The organism is Streptomyces sp. NPDC046831 (genome assembly GCF_040645305.1).
Classification (GTDB): domain Bacteria; phylum Actinomycetota; class Actinomycetes; order Streptomycetales; family Streptomycetaceae; genus Streptomyces.
In genome coordinates this window covers 1-17,978 of record NZ_JBEYXZ010000019.1, presented here as the reverse complement: position 1 = coordinate 17,978, position 17,978 = coordinate 1, and the positions used below count along the sequence as shown (strand labels likewise).

Sequence of the window (17,978 nt, the reverse complement as noted above, 5' to 3'; positions counted from 1 at the left end):
AGAGCACGCACCTGACGCCGCGCGGCCGCCCTCCGGGCGACGACGCGCAGGGTCGGACAGGACCTACTGGGCGGGCTGGATGGGCGTCGTCTCCGGCTCCGGCAGCCGCCGGCGGCGGCGCCGCTTGAGCAGGGCCCACGGCCCTCGGGGCCCCGTCGGCATCGCCGCGGCGACCTCCGTACCGGCCTCCGACGCCGCCTCCGCCGCCGCACGGGCCACCGGCAGGAAGCCCTCGCGGCGGGCGGCGTCCGGACGGTCCTCGTCCGCCGGCCACAGCCCGAGCGCCGCGCACAGCGTCGGCAGGACCGCCATCGCCGCCGTGGCGTACCCCTCGGCGGAGGGGTGGTAGTTGTCGGGGCCGAACAGCTCGCGCGGGTTCGCCGCGAACTCCGGCCCGAGCAGGTCGCCCAGCGACACGGTCCGGCCGCCCTGCTCCACCACCCCGATCGTCTGGGCCGCCGCCAGCTGGCGCGAGGCCCGGCGGGCCAGCCAGCGCAGCGGCTGCTGCACCGGCTCGATCGTGCCGAGGTCCGGGCAGGTGCCGACGACCACCTCCGCGCCCGCCGTGCGCAGCCGCCGTACCGCCGCCGCCAGGTACCGCACCGACCGCGTCGGCGGCATCCGGTGCGTCACGTCGTTCGCCCCGATCATGATCACGCAGATGTCCGGCACCCGCGTGGGATCGCCCACGACCAGCGCGACCTGACGCTCCAGGTCGTCGGACTGGGCACCGGGGACGGCGACGTTGCGCAGCTCCACCGGGCGCTCCGCGACCGCCGCGAGCCCGGAGGCCAGCAGCGCGCCAGGGGTCTGGCCGGCGCGGTGGACGCCCTGGCCCGCGGCCGTCGAGTCGCCGAGCACGGCGAGGCGCAGCGCCGGCTCGCCGGGGACGTCGTAGGCACGGCCGTACAGCCCGTCCGCCACCGGTAAGTAGTTGTCCGTGCCGTTGCCCACGTGGCGCTTGGCCAGCTGCACCTCGGCCAGCAGCAGTCCGACGGCGGCCGCGCCGGCCAGGCCGATCCCGCCCCCGCCGTACGCGGCGCCGGCCGCGATCCGCCTGGCCACCCTCGCCCTCGACAAGCTCGTCATGCCTCGCCGCCACCTCCTCGTAGCCCCACACCCACTGCTTGCCCCGTACAGGGCGTCGGCCAATCTCAACGGGGAGTGGACGCCCCCGCGGGGCCGTAGGCTGGCGGGACACCACGACAGCATCCTTTGCAGCAACCGGAGACAACGGTGCACTACCACGACTCGATGATCAGCCTCGTCGGCAACACCCCGCTGGTGAAGCTCAACAACGTCACCAAGGGCATCAGGGCGACCGTCCTGGCGAAGGTCGAGTACTTCAACCCGGGCGGGTCCGTGAAGGACCGCATCGCCCTGCGCATGATCGAGGCGGCCGAGCAGAGCGGGGAGCTCCAGCCGGGCGGCACGATCGTCGAGCCGACGAGCGGCAACACCGGCGTCGGCCTGGCCATCGTGGCCCAGCAGAAGGGCTACAAGTGCATCTTCGTGTGCCCGGACAAGGTCTCCACCGACAAGATCAACGTGCTGCGCGCCTACGGTGCGGAGGTCGTGGTGTGCCCGACCGCGGTGGCGCCCGAGCACCCGGACTCCTACTACAACGTCTCCGACCGGCTGGTGCGCGAGACCCCCGGGGCCTGGAAGCCAGACCAGTACTCCAACCCCAACAACCCCCTGTCGCACTACCACTCCACCGGCCCGGAGCTGTGGGAGCAGACCGAGGGGAGGATCACCCACTTCGTGGCCGGCGTCGGCACCGGCGGCACCATCTCCGGCACCGGCCGCTACCTGAAGGACGCCAGCGACGGCAGGGTGAAGGTGATCGGCGCCGACCCGGAGGGCTCGGTGTACTCGGGCGGCTCGGGCCGGCCGTACCTCATCGAGGGCGTCGGTGAGGACTTCTGGCCCACCGCCTACGACCGCACCGTCGCCGACGAGATCGTCGCCGTGTCCGACAAGGACGCCTTCCAGATGACCCGGCGGCTGGCGAAGGAGGAGGGCCTGCTGGTGGGCGGCTCCTGCGGCATGGCCGTCGTCGCCGCGCTGCGGGTGGCCGAGCGGCTCGGCGAGGACGACGTCGTCGTGGTGCTGCTGCCGGACAGCGGGCGCGGCTACCTCAGCAAGATCTTCAACGACGAGTGGATGGCGGACTACGGCTTCCTGGAGAACGAGGGCCCGAGCGCGCGGGTCGGCGACGTCCTCAGCGACAAGGAGGGCGGCATCCCCTCCCTGGTCCACATGCACCCGGACGAGACCGTCGGCCAGGCCATCGAGGTGCTGCGCGAGTACGGCGTCTCCCAGATGCCGATCGTGAAGCCGGGCGCCGGGCACCCCGACGTCATGGCGGCGGAGGTCGTCGGCTCCGTGGTGGAGCGGGAACTGCTGGACGCGCTGTTCACCAAGCGGGCCTCGCTCGAGGACCCGCTGGAGAAGCACATGTCCGCCCCGCTGCCCCAGGTCGGCTCCGGCGAGCCGGTCGCCGACCTGATGTCCGTGCTCGGCACGGCGGACGCGGCCATCGTCCTCGTCGAGGGCAAGCCGACCGGCGTGGTCAGCCGGCAGGACCTGCTGGCCTTCCTGGCCAAGGGCGGAAAGCAGTAGCGGACCGCCCCCGGACCGCGGGTGCCGGCGGAAACGCGCGGTGACCTGCGGCCGAGGGGCGGGCGCGGAAGTGGTACGAGCGTGTCACGTGCACGCAGCACCCGCTTAACACGCGCCCGGCACAGTAGTGGGTGTCGGCAGGGGCGACGGGGTGCTTCCCGGGCGTCGAGCACGGGGGAGAGCCTCCCGCCCCGCCGGCGCCGAACGGCGTCAGGGACCTCCGGAGCGGCTCCCGGACCTCCATGGACGCCAGGACGCGCGAGCCCGGCCTGACCCGGCCCGCGTCCCCCGCGGGGACCGCCGTCGTCCCGCCCCCCGAGCACGGGGGTGCGGCGGTCCCCGCGTACGACTTCTTCCCCTTCTCCCTGCGGCGCCGCCCCGGCCGGCTGCTCAGGGCGGCGCGGTACGCGGGCTCAGTCCTCCCAGTCGCCGTCCTGCGCCGGGCCGCGGCGCCGGCGGCCGAAGAGGCCGGGGGTGGTGCGCGCGGCCTGGACGGCGTTGACGCCGACGATGCCGACCCACGCGACGATGAGGCCGGGCAGGTGGGCGACGCCGCCGCCGATCGCGGACAGCGGCACCGCCAGCACCATCGAGACGATCCCGAAGCCGAAGCGCTCGCCCCAGGAGTCGGTGGCCCCCGGCCCCCGGGTGTCGCGCGCCACCGCCATCTGCTGCTCGGCGAGCCCGCGGCGCACCCGCCGCTCGACGGTCCCGTCGATGCGCTGCTCGACCTTCTCCAGGAACGACTCGACCAGGGCCAAGTCGTAGTCCTCGCCCAGTTCCCGCCGTGCTTGCAGCGTGGCGTCGAGTTCCTTCCTCAGGTCGGCGTCCCGCGCGTTCATTCCGGTCATGCGCATCAGGCTAGGAAGCGGGCGTGCGGCCCGCACTGGGGTTAGCCCCCGTGTTCGCCGGGGGCTGCCCCTTGTGTGACTGTATGGAGACATGCAGGGTGCAGGGCGTCTGAAGAGAATGCGCGGGGTGCCCTCCCCGGCCCCGGGCGCACGGGCCGCCGCGTCGTCCGGCGGCGCTGTACTCTCCCGCGTCGAGGACATCTGGAGGGGGAGCGCGTCATGAGCGTGACCGACAGCCCGGCCGCACGGCTGCAGGCGCTGTTCGAGGGGCACCGGCTCACGCCGACCCAGCGGCGCATCGCGCACAGCATGGTGCGGCGGGCCGCGGACGTGCCGTTCCTGTCCAGCGTCGAGCTGGCCGAGCTGGCCGGGGTCAGCCAGCCGTCCGTGACCCGCTTCGCGGTCGCGCTCGGGTTCGACGGCTACCCGGCGCTGCGCCGGCACCTGCGCGAGGCCGCGCCCGCCGGTCAGCCGCCCGAGCCGGCGTCGTACAACGCGTACCAGCAGGCCGTCGAGGCCGAGATCGCCAACCTGCGGCACCTGGCGGAGGCGCTGGCCGATCCCCGGCCGGTGCACAAGGCGGGCCGGGTCCTCGCCGCCTCGCGCCCGCTGCCCGTGCTCGGCCTGCGGGCCGCGGCCTCCCAGGCGTACGGTTTCGCGTACTTCGCCGGCAAGGTCCACCCGGACGTCCGGCTGCTCAACGAGGGCGGCACGATGATCTACGACCGCATCGACGCGGCCGTGCGGGCGGGGGCATCGGCCCTGCTGTGCTTCGCGCTGCCGCGGCACCCGCGCGAGGTCGTGGACGCCCTCGCCCACGCCCGGACCGCGGGGCTGACCGTCGTCACGGTCGCGGACTCGGCCTTCGCGCCCGTCGCGGCCCACTCCGACGTGCTGCTGCCCGCGGCCGTCGGCACCGGGCTCGCCTTCGACACCGCGTGCGCGCCGATGCTGCTCGGCCGGGTCCTGCTGGAGGCGATGTGCGACGGCCTGCCGGACGCGCAGGCGCGGCTGGAGGAGTTCGACACCAGGGCGGCCGCGCGGGGGCTGTTCGTGGAGTGACGCGCGGCGCCCGGCCGCGCCGGTCCTCTCAGATTCGTCTCAGGCTTCCCCGCTAACCTCCCCGTCCGCACGGAGTGTGCCAGGACGTCCGGGACGATGAGGAGGCAGCACATGGCACGCGGAGGTCGGGGACTGGCCCGGGTGGCCGTCGTCGTGCGCGCGGGAGCGGCGCCGATGTGGTGGCTCGGGGTGTGCGCGGCGGGAATCGGTTCGCTGGTACCGGGGCTGACGGGGCGCCGGATCGGCCTGCTGTCGGGAGCCGCGCTGTTCCTCGGGTGCGCGGCCGTGGTGGCGTGCGCCCGTCGCCGGCGCTACACCGCGCTCGCCCGCGGGGCGGCCCGCGCCGGCCGTCACGACGTACTGCAGGACCGCGCCGTGAGCCTGCGCGCCTGGCGCCGGGGGCACCGCTGGTGGCTGCTCCTGGCGTTCGCGGCCGCCCTCGGCAGTGCGTTCGCCGTGCCGGCGGCCGGCGGTCTGCTGCTGGCCGGCGCCGGGGCCGGGCTGCGGCTGAAGGCGGCGTGGCTGGGGCGGCTGGAGCGGACGGGCGAGGCGCTGCTGTGGGTGCGCGTCGACTGGCTGGACCGGCGCGGCGGACGCCCCGCCGGCAGGACGGTCGAGGCGTACCGCACCACGGGCGTCGCGGCCGGCGACGCGGCTCCCGGAGGGGCCCGCCGCCGCACCGCGGCACTCGTGTAGGCCCGTTCCGGCGCGAACGGTCAGACAGGGCCTAGACCTCGAGGACCTCCTCGATCCTCTTGAGCTGGTGGCGGGCCATCGCCAGGTTGGCCCGCTTGCCGTCCAGCACCAGGTAGAGGAAGAGACCGTTGCCGCCGCGCCCGCTGATCAGACGGATCAGGTGGTACTGGTCGGACAGGGTGATGAGGATGTCCTCGATCTGGCCCTTGAGCCCGAGGTGCTCCATGGTGCGCAGCTTGGCCCGGATCACGTCCGTGTTGCCGGCGGCGGCGACGTTCAGGTCGAAGCTCTTGCTGCCGCCCATCGTGCCCAGCGCCATGCCGCTGGTGTAGTCGACGAGGGCGACTCCGGTCGCGCCCTCGATGGAGGCGAGTGCTTCCTTCAGCGCGGTTTCGGTGTTGGCCATGGCGTGCGTTTCCTCGATTTCTCTCAGATGTCGGTTGCGGTGCGCGCGTCGGCGGTGGTGCCGCGTGGCGCGCGCGTGGTTCTGGTGCGGATCGGGGCGGGCCCGGCCGCCGGTGGCGGGGACCCCCCGGTGGCGGGTGGGGCGAGCGTGGCCCCGGCGTCGACGAGCTCGCCGACGCGGGCGCCCGCCCTGCGTCCCTCCAGGTGCAGGCGGCCGACGTTGACCCGGTCCTGGGCGAACAGGGTCAGCACGGCGGTGCGGCCCGCCGCGTACGTCGCGACGTAGCCGTTCGTGCCGCGGACGAGCAGCTCGCGGAAGCCGCCCCGGCCGGTGAGGTCGGTCGTCCTGAGGGCGACGCCGAGGGCGGTCGCGGTGAGCGCGGCCACGGTCTCCGGTTCCAGCCCGGGGGTGTCGTGCGCCACGACCAGCCCGTCGACGGTGGCCGCGAGGGCCCCGGTGAGGCCGGGGACGCGGGCGCGCAGCCGGCGGAGCTCGTCGAGGACGTCTGCCTCGGCTGCCATCAGGTCGCTCCTTCCGGCCTGCGGTCGTTGCCGCTCAAAGGGCCTCCAACGCATCCCTGAGCCTCTTCAGCAAGGTGATGTGGGGATCGGTGACGTACGGCAGCGGGTCGCCGGGGACGACCGTCGCGTCGCCGGGATCCGGTGGCGGCCCGGGCGCGGGCGGTCCGGGCGCCGGTCCCGGCACGGGCGGTCCGGGCGCCGGCGCCGGCAGCACCAGTCCGGCCGCCGCCAGCCGCCGCACGTCCACCAGCACGGGGAACGCCCGCCGGCCCAGGTCGCGCGCGATGTCCGTGGCCGTGCGCACCCCGTCGACCCGCTCCAGGACCGCCCGCTGCCGGTGGGTGAGGGACGGCGTCCCGGCGGGGTCGGCACGGATCAGGGGCGCGCTGTCCGTCCGGGCGTCGGGCAGGACGCGGTGCAGCACCTCCCGGCCGCGGAGGGCGGCCTGCTCCAGGGCGGCGACCGGCACCGGGCGTGCCGTGCCGGGCCGGTGCGCCGTGCCGTAGCGGAAGCGGCCCGGCGTGCTGCTCGGCGCCAGCGCGAAGTACGCCGCGTCGTACAGCGCCCCCAGGTGGCACAGCTCCAGCTCGGCCTCGGTCAGGTGGCCGGCGGCCACGAGCAGGCGGCCCACCGGGCGTCGTTCGTCGGCGCGGGCCACCGCCTCCTGCCAGGTCTCCGCGTCGAGGGTGCCGTGGGCCGCCAGGAGGACACCGAGGTCCGGGGCGCACGGGCTCTCGGCGTGCACGACCTCCCCCTCGGCGAGGTGGAGCGTGCCGCGCTCGCGGACCAGGACGCCGCTGGCGCGTTCGGCGGCGAGCCGGGTCAGCATCGGCGAGACACCGTCCCGGGGCCGTTCACCGGCCGCGGTCCGGTTCCGTACCGGCAGCGGCGGGGGAGTCTCCTTCACCATGGTCATCCCAGCACCAGCCGTCCGGCCATCTCGCCGAGGCGGATGCGGGCCAGCGCGAGGTTGCCCTCCGCGCGGGTCAGCCACAGGTGCAGGAAGACGCTGCTGTCGAAGGTGGTCCGCACGAACCGCAGCAGGTGGTAGCTGTCGCGGTTGCTGATGATCAGGTCCTCGAGCGGGGGGTCGTCGGCGCCGGCCTCACCGGCCGGTGCGAAGGCGCCGTGCTCGGCGGCCATCCGGGCCAGCTCGGCGGCCTCCGCCGCGCTGGCCTCGTGGTCACCGCCCGGGGACTCCCCGACGGTGCCCAGGGCCAGCCCGCTGGTCCAGTCGACCAGCGCGACACCCCGGGCACCGGGCAGGCGCATCGCTTCGAGCAAGCACTCGTCGATTCCGGGCACCGTGGCTCCCCTCCCGCCTGCGGTTCGGTTGAGTGACCCAGACGCTACGCACCGTAGGCGGGAGGGGTGAGGCTTCTGGCATTTTCCGGTGGAACATGCGACGGGGCGGCTAGTGTGGGTCGGCTGTGCCCCGGGCGGGAGCGCCGGACGGCGCGTTCGCCCGGCCGCGTCACGGGCGGGCGCGTACGGCCAGGCCGGCCAGCGCCCGCGCGTGCTCGCCGCCCGCCTCGGCGACGATCTCCGCCGGGGTCTGCGCCTCGCGCACGGTGGCGAACGTGACGCCGCCCGAGCCGTCCCGGACGAAGCCGTGGACGCCCGGCCGGGCCAGCGAGTTGTAGGCGTAGTGGTGCGCGAAATAGTAGGCGCCGGTGTCCAGCGCCGCCGCGTAGTCGCCCTGTTCCAGCAGCGGCAGCGCGCGGCCCTCGGCCAGCAGATCGCCCGCGAAGCAGGCCGGCCCGGCCACGTTCTGCACGACCTCGGGCCCCCGCTTGGGCCGCCCCTGCGCGTCGTAGGCGGCGATGCGCAGCGGCCAGGAGCCCGGCGCGTACACCGTCCGCGTCGCGACCTGGACGCCCGCGTGCGTGACCGCGACGGGGCGCCCGCCGGCGCTCTTGGCGTACTCGACCCGCGCCACCACCGTGCCGTGCCGGGCCAGCAGCGACCGTCCGAACTCGGTCACCAGCCCGTACCGCCCGTCGAACAGCCCGGGGACCGCCTCGCGCAGCGCCCGGGCGTACCGGGCGAACGTCGGGTCCGTCGTCTCGGAGGAGAAGTTCACCGGCAGCCCGCCGCCGATGTCGAGGGTGTCGATCTGCCGCCGTCCGGCCCGCTCGTTGATCTCCTCGGCCAGCGCGTACGTCTCGGCCACGCCGCGCGTCATCAGGGACAGCGGGATGCCCTGCGAACCGGTGTGCGCGTGCAGCCGGGTCAGCCACGGACGGTCCAGGAAGGCGCGCACCACCCAGGCGCGAGCCCCCTCGTCGCGCAGCGCCACCCCGAACTTCGAGGTCGCCGTCGCGGTCGACAGCGCCCCGATCGAGCCCCCACCGAGCTGCGGGTTCACCCGGATGCCGACGGGGGAGAGGGGGCCGCCCGCGGCCGGACCCGGGTCGTGGGCGAGCAGGGCGTCGATGCGCTCCAGCTCCTGCGGGTTGTCCGCGTTCACGGCGATCCCCAGCGCCAGTGCCTCGCGCAGCTCGGCCGGGGTCTTCGCGGGCGAGTCCAGGACGACGCGGGCCGGCGGGATCCCGGCCGCCCGCGCCAGCGCCAGCTCGCCGGGGCTCGCCACCTCGGCGCCGACGCCCTCCTCGTGCAGCAGCCGCAGGACCGGCACCAGCGGGGTCGCCTTCACCGCGAAGGCGTGCAGCACCGGCGTCCCCGGGGCCACCACTTCGCCGAACGCCGCCCGCAGCGCCGCCGCCGACTCCCTGATGCCGGTGACGTCCAGGAGGCCGACGATCGGCGTGCGGGGGCCGAGCAGCCCCTGCTCCACGGCGGCCCGCACCGCCGCGTCCCGCCGGACGGCCCGTGCCCGGTCCGCCTCGCCCGGCGGCGCGCCGGCGGCCCGGCCCTCCGGGCGGTCCGCCGCCGGGTCCGTCGCGCGGTGCGGCGCGTGGTGCGCCGCGCCCCCTCCCGCGCCGGCGGCCCCCGCCGCTCCGTTCACCGCGTTCGCCCCCGTGCCGTCCGTCCGGTTCGTCCGCTCGCTGCCGGCTCCGCTCACCCGTGCGCCCTCCGCCTCGTCCACTGGTCCACCCGTCCGCTCGTGCGCCGTTGCCCTGCCTGTCGTGGTCACTGCCCGGGACGCCGCCCGGCCGGTCGCCGCCGGCGGCCCGGTTTCCAGCCAAACACCCGGGCCGCGCCCGCGGCGGCGGACCAACGTGTTGACTGGTTCTATTCAGATGACGAGGATATGAATAACGGCCGCAACAATGCGGCGGCGCAGCCACCGCCAGCAATCCGCCAGGAGGCAGACCATGTCAGGACCCCGCCCCGTCCGGGCACCCCGCGGCACGGACCTGAGCGCCCTGGGGTGGCAGCAGGAGGCCGCCCTGCGGATGCTGCAGAACAACCTCGACCCCGAGGTCGCGGAGCATCCCGACAAGCTCGTCGTCTACGGCGGCACCGGCAGGGCGGCCCGGGACTGGCGCTCCTTCGACGCCATGGTCCGCACCCTGCGGACGCTGAAGCAGGACGAGACGATGCTGGTCCAGTCCGGCCGCCCCGTCGGCGTCATGCAGACCCACGAGTGGGCGCCGCGCGTGCTCATCGCCAACTCCAACCTCGTCGGCGACTGGGCCACCTGGGAGGAGTTCCGGCGCCTGGAGGCCCTCGGCCTGACCATGTACGGCCAGATGACCGCCGGGTCCTGGATCTACATCGGCACCCAGGGCATCCTCCAGGGCACCTACGAGACCTTCGCCGCCGTCGCCGCGAAGAGGTTCGGCGGCACGCTCGCCGGCACGATCACCCTGACCGCCGGCCTGGGCGGCATGGGCGGCGCCCAGCCGCTCGCCGTCACCATGAACGACGGCGTGGCCCTCTGCGTCGACTGCGACCCGCGCGCCATCGAGCGCCGGATCGAGCACCGCTACCTGGACGTGCGGGCCGACTCCCTGGAGCACGCCCTCCAGCTGGCCGTCGAGGCCCGCGACCAGCGCCGGCCGCTGTCCGTCGGCGTCCTCGGCAACGCCGCCGAAGTCCTGCCCCAGCTGCTCGCCATGGGCGCCCCGATCGACATCGTCACCGACCAGACCTCCGCCCACGACCCGCTGTCCTACCTGCCGCTCGGTGTCGGCTTCGAGGACATGGCCGAGGCCGCCGCCAAGGACCCGGCCGGGTTCACCACCCGGGCGCGCGAGTCCATGGCCCGGCACGTCGAGGCGATGGTCGGCTTCATGGACGCCGGCGCCGAGGTCTTCGACTACGGCAACTCCATCCGCGGCGAGGCCCGGCTCGCCGGGTACGACCGGGCGTTCGCCTTCCCCGGCTTCGTCCCCGCCTACATCCGCCCGCTCTTCTGCGAGGGCAAGGGCCCCTTCCGCTGGGCCGCCCTGTCCGGCGACCCGGCCGACATCGCGAGGACGGACCGGGCGATCCTCGACCTCTTCCCGGAGAACGAGTCGCTGGCCCGCTGGATCAGGATGGCCGGCGAGCGGGTCCACTTCCAGGGCCTGCCCGCGCGCATCTGCTGGCTCGGCTACGGCGAACGCGACAGGGCCGGCGAGCGCTTCAACGACATGGTCGCCGCGGGCGAGCTCCGCGCGCCGGTCGTCATCGGCCGCGACCACCTGGACTGCGGCTCCGTCGCCTCCCCGTACCGCGAGACCGAGGCCATGCTCGACGGCTCCGACGCGATCGCCGACTGGCCGCTGCTGAACGCCATGGTCAACGTCGCCTCCGGCGCGTCCTGGGTGTCCGTCCACCACGGCGGCGGCGTCGGCATGGGCCGCTCCCTGCACGCCGGACAGGTCACGGTCGCCGACGGCACCCCGCTCGCCGGGGAGAAGATCCGCCGCGTGCTGACCAACGACCCCGGGATGGGCGTCATCCGCCACGTCGACGCCGGGTACGACACCGCCGAGACGGTGGCGCGGGAGCGCGGTGTGCGGGTGCCGATGCGTGAAGGTGACCGGGCGTGACCTTCCACAGCATGTGGGCGGAGCTGCTGCCCGTCGGCCGCAGCTCCGCCACCGGCGGCTACCGCCGCTACGCCTGGACCGCGGCCGACGCCGAGTGCCGGGCCTGGTTCCGGGCCCAGGCCGAGGCGCGCGGACTGGCCCACGAGACCGACCGCAACGGCAACCAGTGGGCCTGGCTCGGTGATCCGGCGCAGGGGGACGCCGTCGTCACCGGGTCGCACCTCGACTCCGTCCCCGACGGCGGGGCCTTCGACGGACCGCTCGGCGTGGTGTCCGCGTTCGCGGCCCTGGACGAACTGCGGGCCAGGGGAGCGCGGCCCACCAGGCCCCTCGCCGTCGTCAACTTCGGCGACGAGGAGGGCGCCCGGTTCGGGCTCGCCTGCGTCGGGTCGCGGCTGACCGCCGGCCGGCTCACCGTAGAGCAGGCGCACCGGCTCACCGACGGCGACGGGATCACGCTGCCGCGGGCCATGGAGGCCGCCGGGTACGACCCCGAGGCCATCGGGCCGGACCCGGAACGGCTCGCCCGCATCGGCGCGTTCGTCGAACTGCACGTCGAGCAGGGCCGCGCCCTGGACCTCACCGGGGACGCGGTGGGCGTCGCGAGCGCCATCTGGCCGCACGGGCGCTGGCGCTTCGACTTCCGGGGCGAGGCCAACCACGCCGGCACCACCCGGCTCGGCGACCGCCGCGACCCGATGCCGCCGTACGCCGAGACCGTGCTCGCCGCCCGCCGCGAGGCCGAACTCGCCGGCGCCGTCGCCACCTTCGGCAAGATCGCCGTGGAGCCGAACGGCGTCAACGCGATCCCCTCCGTGGTGCGCGGCTGGCTCGACTCCCGCGCCGCCGACCACGACACCCTCGACACCGTGGTCACCGGCATAGAGAAGGCCGCCCGCGAGCACGCCGCCGCCCACGGCGTCGACCTCGACGTCGTACGGGAGTCCTTCACCCCCGTCGTCGAGTTCGACCACGCCCTGCGCGACGAGGTCGCCCGCGTCCTGGGTCACGGCACGGCCGCGGCGGTGCCCGTCCTCGGCACGGGCGCCGGACACGACGCCGGAATCCTCTCCGCGCACGTGCCGACCGCCATGCTGTTCGTGCGCAACCCCACCGGTGTCTCGCACTCCCCGGCCGAGTTCGCCGCCGAGGACGACTGCGTGGCCGGGGTGCGCGCCCTCGCCGACGTACTGGAAGGACTGGCCTGCAGGTGACGCGGACGTACTGGCTGGAGCACGCCTGGCTCGGCACCCTCCCCGAAGGACTCGACGGCGTCCGCGCAGGGGGAACGCCCATCGAGCCGGGCGTGGCACTCGACGTGCACGAGGGGCGCATCACGGCCGTCCGCACGGACGTCGCCGCTCCGCCCGCCGGCGCCGAGGTGCTGCGCGGACTCACCCTGCCCGGGCTGGCCAACGCCCACAGCCATGCCTTCCACCGGGCCCTGCGCGGCACCGTCCAGGTCGGCTCCGGCACCTTCTGGACGTGGCGCGAGGTCATGTACGCCGCGGCCGCCCGGCTCACCCCCGAGCGCTACCACGCGCTCGCCCGCGCCGTGTACGCCGAGATGGCGCTGGCCGGCATCACGGCGGTCGGCGAGTTCCACTACGTGCACCACGCCCCCGGCGGCCGCCGCTACGCCGACCCGAACGCCATGGGGGAGGCCCTGATCGAGGCCGCCGCCGAGGCCGGCATCCGGATCACCCTCCTCGACACCTGCTACCTCTCCGCCGGCTTCGGGCAGCCGCCCGGCACCCACCAGCTCCGCTTCTCCGACGGCACCGCCGAGGCCTGGGCCGAACGCGCCTCGCTCCTCACCGCACGCGGGCACGCGCGGATCGGCGCCGCCGTCCACTCCGTGCGCGCCGTGCCCGCGGGGCAGCTCGCCACGGTGGCGCGGTGGGCCGAGGAGCGGCGGGCGCCGCTCCATGTGCACCTGTCGGAGCAGACGGCGGAGAACGACGCCTGTCTGCGCGCCCACGGGTGCAGCCCGGCACGGCTCCTCGCCGACCACGGGGTCCTCGGGCCGCGCACCACCGGCGTGCACAACACCCACCTCACCGACGAGGACATCGCCCTGCTGGGCGACTCCGGCACCGGCACCTGCATGTGCCCCACCACCGAACGGGACCTGGCCGACGGCATCGGCCCCGCCCCGGCCCTGCAGCGGGCCGGCTCCCCGCTGTGCCTCGGCTCCGACAGCCACGCCGTCGTCGACCTGCTGGAGGAGGCGCGCGCCATGGAGCTCGACGAGCGGCTGCGCAGCCGGACCCGCGGCCACTGGACGGCCGCCGCCCTGCTGCGGGCCGCCACCGCCGACGGGCACGCGGCCCTCGGCTGGGAGGAGGCGGGCACCCTGGAGGCCGGGGCGCTCGCCGACTTCACCACGATCGCGCTGGACTCGGTCAGGACGGCGGGGACCCTGCCCAGGCTGGGCGCCGAGACGGCCGTCTTCGCGGCGACGGCCGCCGACGTCCGGCACACGGTCGTGGCGGGGCGGCACATCGTCCGCGACGGCGCGCACACCCTCGTCGCCGACGCGCCACGGGCGTTGGCGGAAGCCGTCGACGCCCTGCGCGGCTGATCCGGCCCGGCCCGCGGCCGACCGGCCGGCCCCCGCGCAGTGCCCGAGCCGGGGAAGCGCTGCTTCGGGGAGGAGCCCCGGGCCGCTCGGCCGGCCCGGGCCCGCCGGACGGCCGGCACCTCCGCGGCGACCGAGGCCACCGACGCGGCCACCCCCCGGCACCGCATCCCCCGCAGTCCGCCCGCACGCCCACGCCCCCGAGGACGCCATGAGCAGCACGACCGGCAGCAACGGCACGAGCACCGTCATCACCAACATCGCCACGCTGGTCACCAACGACCCCTCCCTCGGCCGGGGCGAGTCCCCGCTCGGCCTGATCCGGGACGCGGCCGTCGTCATCGACGGCGACCGCGTCGCATGGACCGGCGAGGCCGGGAAGGCACCCGCCGCCGACCAGCGGGTGGACGCCGGCGGCCGCGCGGTGATCCCGGGCTTCGTCGACTCCCACTCCCACCTGGTCTTCGCCGGTGACCGCACCGAGGAGTTCAACGCCCGGATGTCGGGCCGGCCCTACAGCGCGGGCGGCATCCGCACCACGGTCGCCGCCACCCGCGCCGCGACCGACGCGGAACTGGAGGCCAACCTCACCCGCCTCCTCACCGAGGCGCTGCGCCAGGGCACGACCACCTTCGAGACGAAGTCCGGCTACGGCCTGACCGTCGAGGACGAGGCCCGCGCCCTGCGCGTCGCGGCCCGGCACACCGACGAGGTCACCTACCTGGGCGCCCACGTCGTCCCCCCGGAGCACGCCGAGGACCCGGACGGCTACGTCCGCCTCGTCACCGGCGAGATGCTCGACGCCTGCGCGCCGCACGCCCGCTGGATCGACGTCTTCTGCGAGGAGGGCGCCTTCGACGGCGACCAGGCCCGCGCGATCCTCGCCGCGGGCCGGGCGAGGGGCCTGCACCCGCGCGTCCACGCCAACCAGCTCTCGTACGGACCCGGTGTGCAGCTCGCCGTCGAGGCCGACGCGGCCAGCGCCGACCACTGCACCCACCTGACGGACGCGGACGTGGACGCCCTCGCGGGCAGCCGCACGGTGGCCACCCTGCTGCCGGGCGCCGAGTTCTCCACCCGCGCCCGGTGGCCGGACGCGCGCCGCCTGCTGGACGCCGGTGTGACGGTCGCCCTGTCCACCGACTGCAACCCGGGCTCGTCCTTCACCTCGTCGGTGCCCTTCTGCATCGCCCTGGCCGTCCGCGACATGGGCATGACCCCGGACGAGGCCGTGTGGTCGGCGACGGCGGGCGGCGCCGCGGCCCTGCGCCGCGACGACGTCGGCCGTCTCGTCCCGGGCGCCCGCGCCGACCTGGCCGTGCTGGACGCGCCGAGCCACGTCCACCTCGCCTACCGCCCCGGAGTGCCCCTGGTGACGTCGGTGTGGCGGCGCGGCGAGAGGGTCCGCTGAGGCGGTTCCTCGCGGCGGGAGGGTCCGCGGCGCGGACCGGACGTGCGGACCCGGCGTGCGGGCCGGCCGGTCACGGCCGCGCACAGGACGGCGGCCCCCTTCCCGCGCCGGGAGCCCGGCACCGAAGGGGGCCGCCGTCGGGACACGGCCGGCGAACGGCGTCACTCGTCCAGGGTCAGCCCCTTGCGCAGCTTCACGAGCGTCCGGGACAGCAGGCGCGAGACGTGCATCTGCGAGATGCCCAGCTCCTCGCCGATCTCCGACTGGGTCATGTTGGCCACGAACCGCAGGGAGAGGATCTTCCGGTCCCGCGAGGGCAGCTCGGCGATCAGCGGCTTCAGCGACTCGATGTACTCGATGCCCTCGATGCCGTGGTCCTCGTACCCGATGCGGTCGGCGAGCGCGCCCTCGGAGTCGTCCTCCTCGGGCTGGGCGTCCAGCGACGACGCGCTGTACGCGTTCGAGGCCGCCATGCCCTCGACGACCTCGTCGGCGGTGATGCCCAGGCGCTCGGCGAGCTCCGCGACCGTCGGGGCGCGGTCGAGCTGCTGGGCCAGCTCGTCGCCGGCCTTGGCCAGGTCCAGCCGCAGCTCCTGCAGGCGGCGCGGGACCCGCACCGACCACGAGGTGTCGCGGAAGAAGCGCTTGATCTCGCCGATGATGGTGGGCATCGCGAACGTGGGGAACTCCACGCCGCGGGACATCTCGAAGCGGTCGATCGCCTTGATCAGGCCGATGGTGCCGACCTGGACGATGTCCTCCATCGGCTCGCTGCGGGAGCGGAAGCGGGAGGCGGCGAACTTGACGAGGGCGAGGTTCAGTTCGACGAGCGTCGCACGGACGTACGCGTGTTCGTGCGTGCCTTCCTCGAGGGACTCCAGCCGCTCGAAGAGGGTCCGGGACAGGGCCCTGGCGTCGTCAGGGGCCACTTCGGCGTACGGGGGGATGTCCGGAAGCCCGGCGAGTGCGGCGGCCGGATCGGCCCGCTCGGCGCCCGCGGGGGCGGGCACGAGGGACTCGAGGTGGTCGAGGGGGGATGCCGACGACGCCTTCTGGGTATGCGCTGCGTCGAGCCGGGGTGACATGATGTCCTCCATCGTTCTCGGCATATGGCTGCCGAAGCCAGTGCGTGCACTACGGTGTGCGGCGCCTCCAAAGCCGGCCGTGTTCGAGTACGTTTCCCTCTAGGCCTACCCGCTTCCCCGAGGCCGCCGCAAGTGCGTTCTGTGGGGTTATGTCCGATTGTGTGTGGTTGTTCGGGTGTCGAAGTGTGGAGAGAGGGCGTAGTGTTCGAGGGCGTCAGTGCAGCCAAGACCCCGGGAGAGAGAAACGGCATGGACCGCGGGACGGTCGGCAGCGCGCAGTCGGGCCGGCTTCTGGTTGAGGTGCGTCAGGAAGGCTCCAGTGCCGTCGTGACTCCGGCGGGTGAGCTGGACCACCACACGGCCGACCTGCTGCGCGAGCCTCTTGAGGAATGCCTCGACAAGGGCCGCAAGCGGCTGGTCGTGGACTGCTCACGTCTGGAGTTCTGCGACTCCACCGGCCTCAACGTGCTCCTCGGCGCACGGTTGAAGGCCGAGGCCGCCGGAGGGGGTGTCCACCTGGCGGGAATGCAGCCGGTGGTGGCGCGCGTGTTCGAGATCACAGGTGCGGACGCCGTGTTCGCCGTGCACGACACGCTCGAGGACGCCCTGGCCGACGAGGCCGACTGAGCCTCCGCCGTCAGGCCGCCGGCGTGTCTCTCCTGCCCCCCTGCGACCGGCGCGTTCCGGAGGTCACTCCGATCGTGCCCAAAACGGGGGTGTTCCACCGGATCGGTCGGGCAGGAGTCATCCTGAGCGAGTCGGTCGCCCGCCGACGGGAGCCGGGGCAGACCACGGGCGTGTGTACGGCGTAGTGACTGTCCACCTGTGTAGTGACTTCTGAACTGAAACGGTGAATCGGTGAGGTGAAGCGCTGATGAGCACCACCCGGCCCTACTCGCCGGGCGATCGCGGCCCGGAGCCCGGCGGCGCTTCCGGGGCGTCCGAGGGGGGCGTGGCGGCGGCCGGTGCGTCCGCCGGCGGCGCCGCCACCGCGCCGGCGGTGTCGTCGGGGGGTCGTCAGGTCCGCAGGCTCAGCTTCGTCGGGGAGAGCGGCGTGGTGCCGCTGGCCCGCGACTTCACCCGCCAGGCGCTGTACGCGTGGGGCTGGCTGCCCGCCGCGAGCGGCGACCAGCGGGCCGCCGCCGAGGACGTCCTTCTGGTCGTCTCCGAGCTGGTCACCAACGCCTGCCTGCACGCCGAGGGACCGGACCAGCTGGAGATCACCTGCGACAACAAGGTGATCCGGGTGGAGGTGTCCGACCGCGGCGCCGGCCAGCCCGCCCCGCGCACGCCGCACCGCGCCGGACGCCCCGGCGGCCACGGCATGTTCATCGTCGAGCGGCTCTGCCTGGACTGGGGGGTCGTCCGCGCCCCGGGCGTCGTCGGCAAGAAGGTCTGGGCGGAGCTGGGAGCGCCCGCTTAGGGACCCGCCGCGCCCGTCTCCCGTCGCCCGCCCTGCGCCCGCCGGCAGCACGGCGGGCGTACGCATGTCCGGGAGCGGCCCGGTCGCCGGCCGGGGGAGGCGGGCCGCCGGTCAGGGCAGGCGGCCGCGATGCGCCCCGGCCGTCCGGCCCCGGCCCAGTCCGGCCGGTGCCTCACAGACGGGCGGCCCGGGAAGCCGCGCCCCAGCGCAGCGCCCAGCCCGCACTACGCCCAGCCCGCGCGGTGCAACCCGCGCCCGCCCCCTCCACGTACGCCGCCGTCGGACTGGGTGAACCACTGCCCGGCGGCGCTCTGCGCGTTGCATATCAGCGCGGTCCTCGCGTCGGTGCTGGTGAGGATCTGCCGGGCCAGCTT

The 17,978-nt window shown here is 75.0% G+C and carries 17 protein-coding genes; 9 read left to right on the top strand and 8 right to left on the bottom strand.

Annotation, left to right across the window (positions count from 1 at the left end; all coding sequences use genetic code 11):
- Positions 1-63: 63 nt before the first annotated feature.
- Positions 64-1,089 carry an SGNH/GDSL hydrolase family protein gene (locus tag ABZ920_RS17905; RefSeq protein ID WP_361505252.1) on the bottom strand — a complete coding sequence of 342 codons (1,026 nt, stop codon included), beginning with the start codon at positions 1,087-1,089 and terminating at the stop codon, positions 64-66.
- Between the two features lie 147 nt (positions 1,090-1,236).
- Here ABZ920_RS17905 and ABZ920_RS17900 point away from each other — a divergent pair, with 147 nt between their 5' ends.
- Positions 1,237-2,625 carry a cystathionine beta-synthase gene (locus ABZ920_RS17900; RefSeq protein WP_361505249.1) on the top strand — a complete coding sequence of 463 codons (1,389 nt, stop codon included), beginning with the start codon at positions 1,237-1,239 and terminating at the stop codon, positions 2,623-2,625.
- Between the two features lie 413 nt (positions 2,626-3,038).
- On the opposite strand, the gene ABZ920_RS17895 is transcribed toward ABZ920_RS17900, so the two are convergent.
- Positions 3,039-3,467: a hypothetical protein gene (locus tag ABZ920_RS17895; protein ID WP_361505494.1), complete on the bottom strand. Its 429-nt coding sequence runs from the start codon at positions 3,465-3,467 to the stop codon at positions 3,039-3,041.
- Between the two features lie 228 nt (positions 3,468-3,695).
- On the opposite strand from ABZ920_RS17895, the gene ABZ920_RS17890 reads away from it, so the two are divergent.
- Together ABZ920_RS17890 and ABZ920_RS17885 are read left to right on the top strand one after the other, a co-directional pair.
- Entirely contained in the window at positions 3,696-4,538 is an 843-nt protein-coding gene (locus ABZ920_RS17890) for a MurR/RpiR family transcriptional regulator (RefSeq protein ID WP_361505246.1), read from the top strand.
- A 111-nt stretch (positions 4,539-4,649) separates the two neighbouring features.
- On the top strand, positions 4,650-5,234 hold the full coding sequence (locus ABZ920_RS17885) for a hypothetical protein (protein WP_361505243.1): 585 nt from the start codon (positions 4,650-4,652) through the stop codon (positions 5,232-5,234).
- Positions 5,235-5,265: 31 nt separating this feature from the next.
- Here ABZ920_RS17885 and ABZ920_RS17880 read toward each other — a convergent pair whose 3' ends face one another.
- From ABZ920_RS17880 to ABZ920_RS17860, 5 genes are all read right to left on the bottom strand, one after another.
- Entirely contained in the window at positions 5,266-5,640 is a 375-nt protein-coding gene (locus tag ABZ920_RS17880; protein WP_361505240.1) for a hypothetical protein, read from the bottom strand.
- A gap of 23 nt (positions 5,641-5,663) precedes the next feature.
- Positions 5,664-6,161 carry a roadblock/LC7 domain-containing protein gene (locus ABZ920_RS17875; protein WP_361505237.1) on the bottom strand — a complete coding sequence of 166 codons (498 nt, stop codon included), beginning with the start codon at positions 6,159-6,161 and terminating at the stop codon, positions 5,664-5,666.
- A gap of 34 nt (positions 6,162-6,195) precedes the next feature.
- Complete coding sequence (locus ABZ920_RS17870; RefSeq protein WP_361505234.1) at positions 6,196-7,077, bottom strand: transcriptional regulator; 882 nt, start codon at positions 7,075-7,077, stop codon at positions 6,196-6,198.
- Positions 7,074-7,466, bottom strand: a complete 393-nt coding sequence (locus tag ABZ920_RS17865; protein WP_361505232.1) for a hypothetical protein — start codon at positions 7,464-7,466, stop codon at positions 7,074-7,076. The genes ABZ920_RS17870 and ABZ920_RS17865 overlap by 4 nt, the downstream gene beginning before the upstream one ends.
- A 169-nt stretch (positions 7,467-7,635) precedes the next feature.
- The gene (locus tag ABZ920_RS17860; protein WP_361505491.1) at positions 7,636-8,970 is read right to left on the bottom strand and encodes a diaminopimelate decarboxylase; all 1,335 of its coding nucleotides are present in this window, start codon (positions 8,968-8,970) and stop codon (positions 7,636-7,638) included.
- Between the two features lie 469 nt (positions 8,971-9,439).
- Between ABZ920_RS17860 and hutU the strand changes: the two genes are divergently transcribed.
- From hutU to hutI, 4 genes are all read left to right on the top strand, one after another.
- Positions 9,440-11,104 carry a urocanate hydratase gene (gene hutU / locus ABZ920_RS17855; RefSeq protein WP_361505230.1) on the top strand — a complete coding sequence of 555 codons (1,665 nt, stop codon included), beginning with the start codon at positions 9,440-9,442 and terminating at the stop codon, positions 11,102-11,104.
- Positions 11,101-12,318 carry an allantoate amidohydrolase gene (locus tag ABZ920_RS17850; RefSeq protein ID WP_361505227.1) on the top strand — a complete coding sequence of 406 codons (1,218 nt, stop codon included), beginning with the start codon at positions 11,101-11,103 and terminating at the stop codon, positions 12,316-12,318. The genes hutU and ABZ920_RS17850 overlap by 4 nt, the downstream gene beginning before the upstream one ends.
- A gap of 14 nt (positions 12,319-12,332) precedes the next feature.
- Complete coding sequence (locus ABZ920_RS17845; protein ID WP_361505488.1) at positions 12,333-13,688, top strand: formimidoylglutamate deiminase; 1,356 nt, start codon at positions 12,333-12,335, stop codon at positions 13,686-13,688.
- Between the two features lie 208 nt (positions 13,689-13,896).
- Positions 13,897-15,096, top strand: coding sequence for an imidazolonepropionase (hutI, locus tag ABZ920_RS17840; protein WP_361505225.1), 1,200 nt, complete (start codon positions 13,897-13,899; stop codon positions 15,094-15,096).
- A 161-nt stretch (positions 15,097-15,257) separates the two neighbouring features.
- Here hutI and ABZ920_RS17835 read toward each other — a convergent pair whose 3' ends face one another.
- Positions 15,258-16,193 carry an RNA polymerase sigma factor SigF gene (locus tag ABZ920_RS17835; protein WP_361505222.1) on the bottom strand — a complete coding sequence of 312 codons (936 nt, stop codon included), beginning with the start codon at positions 16,191-16,193 and terminating at the stop codon, positions 15,258-15,260.
- A 237-nt stretch (positions 16,194-16,430) separates the two neighbouring features.
- Between ABZ920_RS17835 and ABZ920_RS17830 the strand changes: the two genes are divergently transcribed.
- Complete coding sequence (locus ABZ920_RS17830; RefSeq protein WP_361505485.1) at positions 16,431-16,808, top strand: STAS domain-containing protein; 378 nt, start codon at positions 16,431-16,433, stop codon at positions 16,806-16,808.
- 247 nt (positions 16,809-17,055) lie between these two features.
- Complete coding sequence (locus tag ABZ920_RS17825; RefSeq protein WP_361505219.1) at positions 17,056-17,604, top strand: ATP-binding protein; 549 nt, start codon at positions 17,056-17,058, stop codon at positions 17,602-17,604.
- The last annotated feature ends 374 nt before the right edge of the window (positions 17,605-17,978 follow it).

Coding starts and splice junctions, on each gene's coding strand:
- ABZ920_RS17905 (WP_361505252.1), bottom strand. CDS start 1,089: ATGACGAGCTTGTCGAGGGCGAGGGTGGCCAGGCGGATCGCGGCCGGC.
- ABZ920_RS17895 (WP_361505494.1), bottom strand. CDS start 3,467: ATGAACGCGCGGGACGCCGACCTGAGGAAGGAACTCGACGCCACGCTG.
- ABZ920_RS17890 (WP_361505246.1), top strand. CDS start 3,696: ATGAGCGTGACCGACAGCCCGGCCGCACGGCTGCAGGCGCTGTTCGAG.
- ABZ920_RS17885 (WP_361505243.1), top strand. CDS start 4,650: ATGGCACGCGGAGGTCGGGGACTGGCCCGGGTGGCCGTCGTCGTGCGC.
- ABZ920_RS17880 (WP_361505240.1), bottom strand. CDS start 5,640: ATGGCCAACACCGAAACCGCGCTGAAGGAAGCACTCGCCTCCATCGAG.
- ABZ920_RS17875 (WP_361505237.1), bottom strand. CDS start 6,161: ATGGCAGCCGAGGCAGACGTCCTCGACGAGCTCCGCCGGCTGCGCGCC.
- ABZ920_RS17870 (WP_361505234.1), bottom strand. CDS start 7,077: ATGACCATGGTGAAGGAGACTCCCCCGCCGCTGCCGGTACGGAACCGG.
- hutU (WP_361505230.1), top strand. CDS start 9,440: ATGTCAGGACCCCGCCCCGTCCGGGCACCCCGCGGCACGGACCTGAGC.
- hutI (WP_361505225.1), top strand. CDS start 13,897: ATGAGCAGCACGACCGGCAGCAACGGCACGAGCACCGTCATCACCAAC.
- ABZ920_RS17835 (WP_361505222.1), bottom strand. CDS start 16,193: ATGGAGGACATCATGTCACCCCGGCTCGACGCAGCGCATACCCAGAAG.
- ABZ920_RS17830 (WP_361505485.1), top strand. CDS start 16,431: ATGGACCGCGGGACGGTCGGCAGCGCGCAGTCGGGCCGGCTTCTGGTT.
- ABZ920_RS17825 (WP_361505219.1), top strand. CDS start 17,056: ATGAGCACCACCCGGCCCTACTCGCCGGGCGATCGCGGCCCGGAGCCC.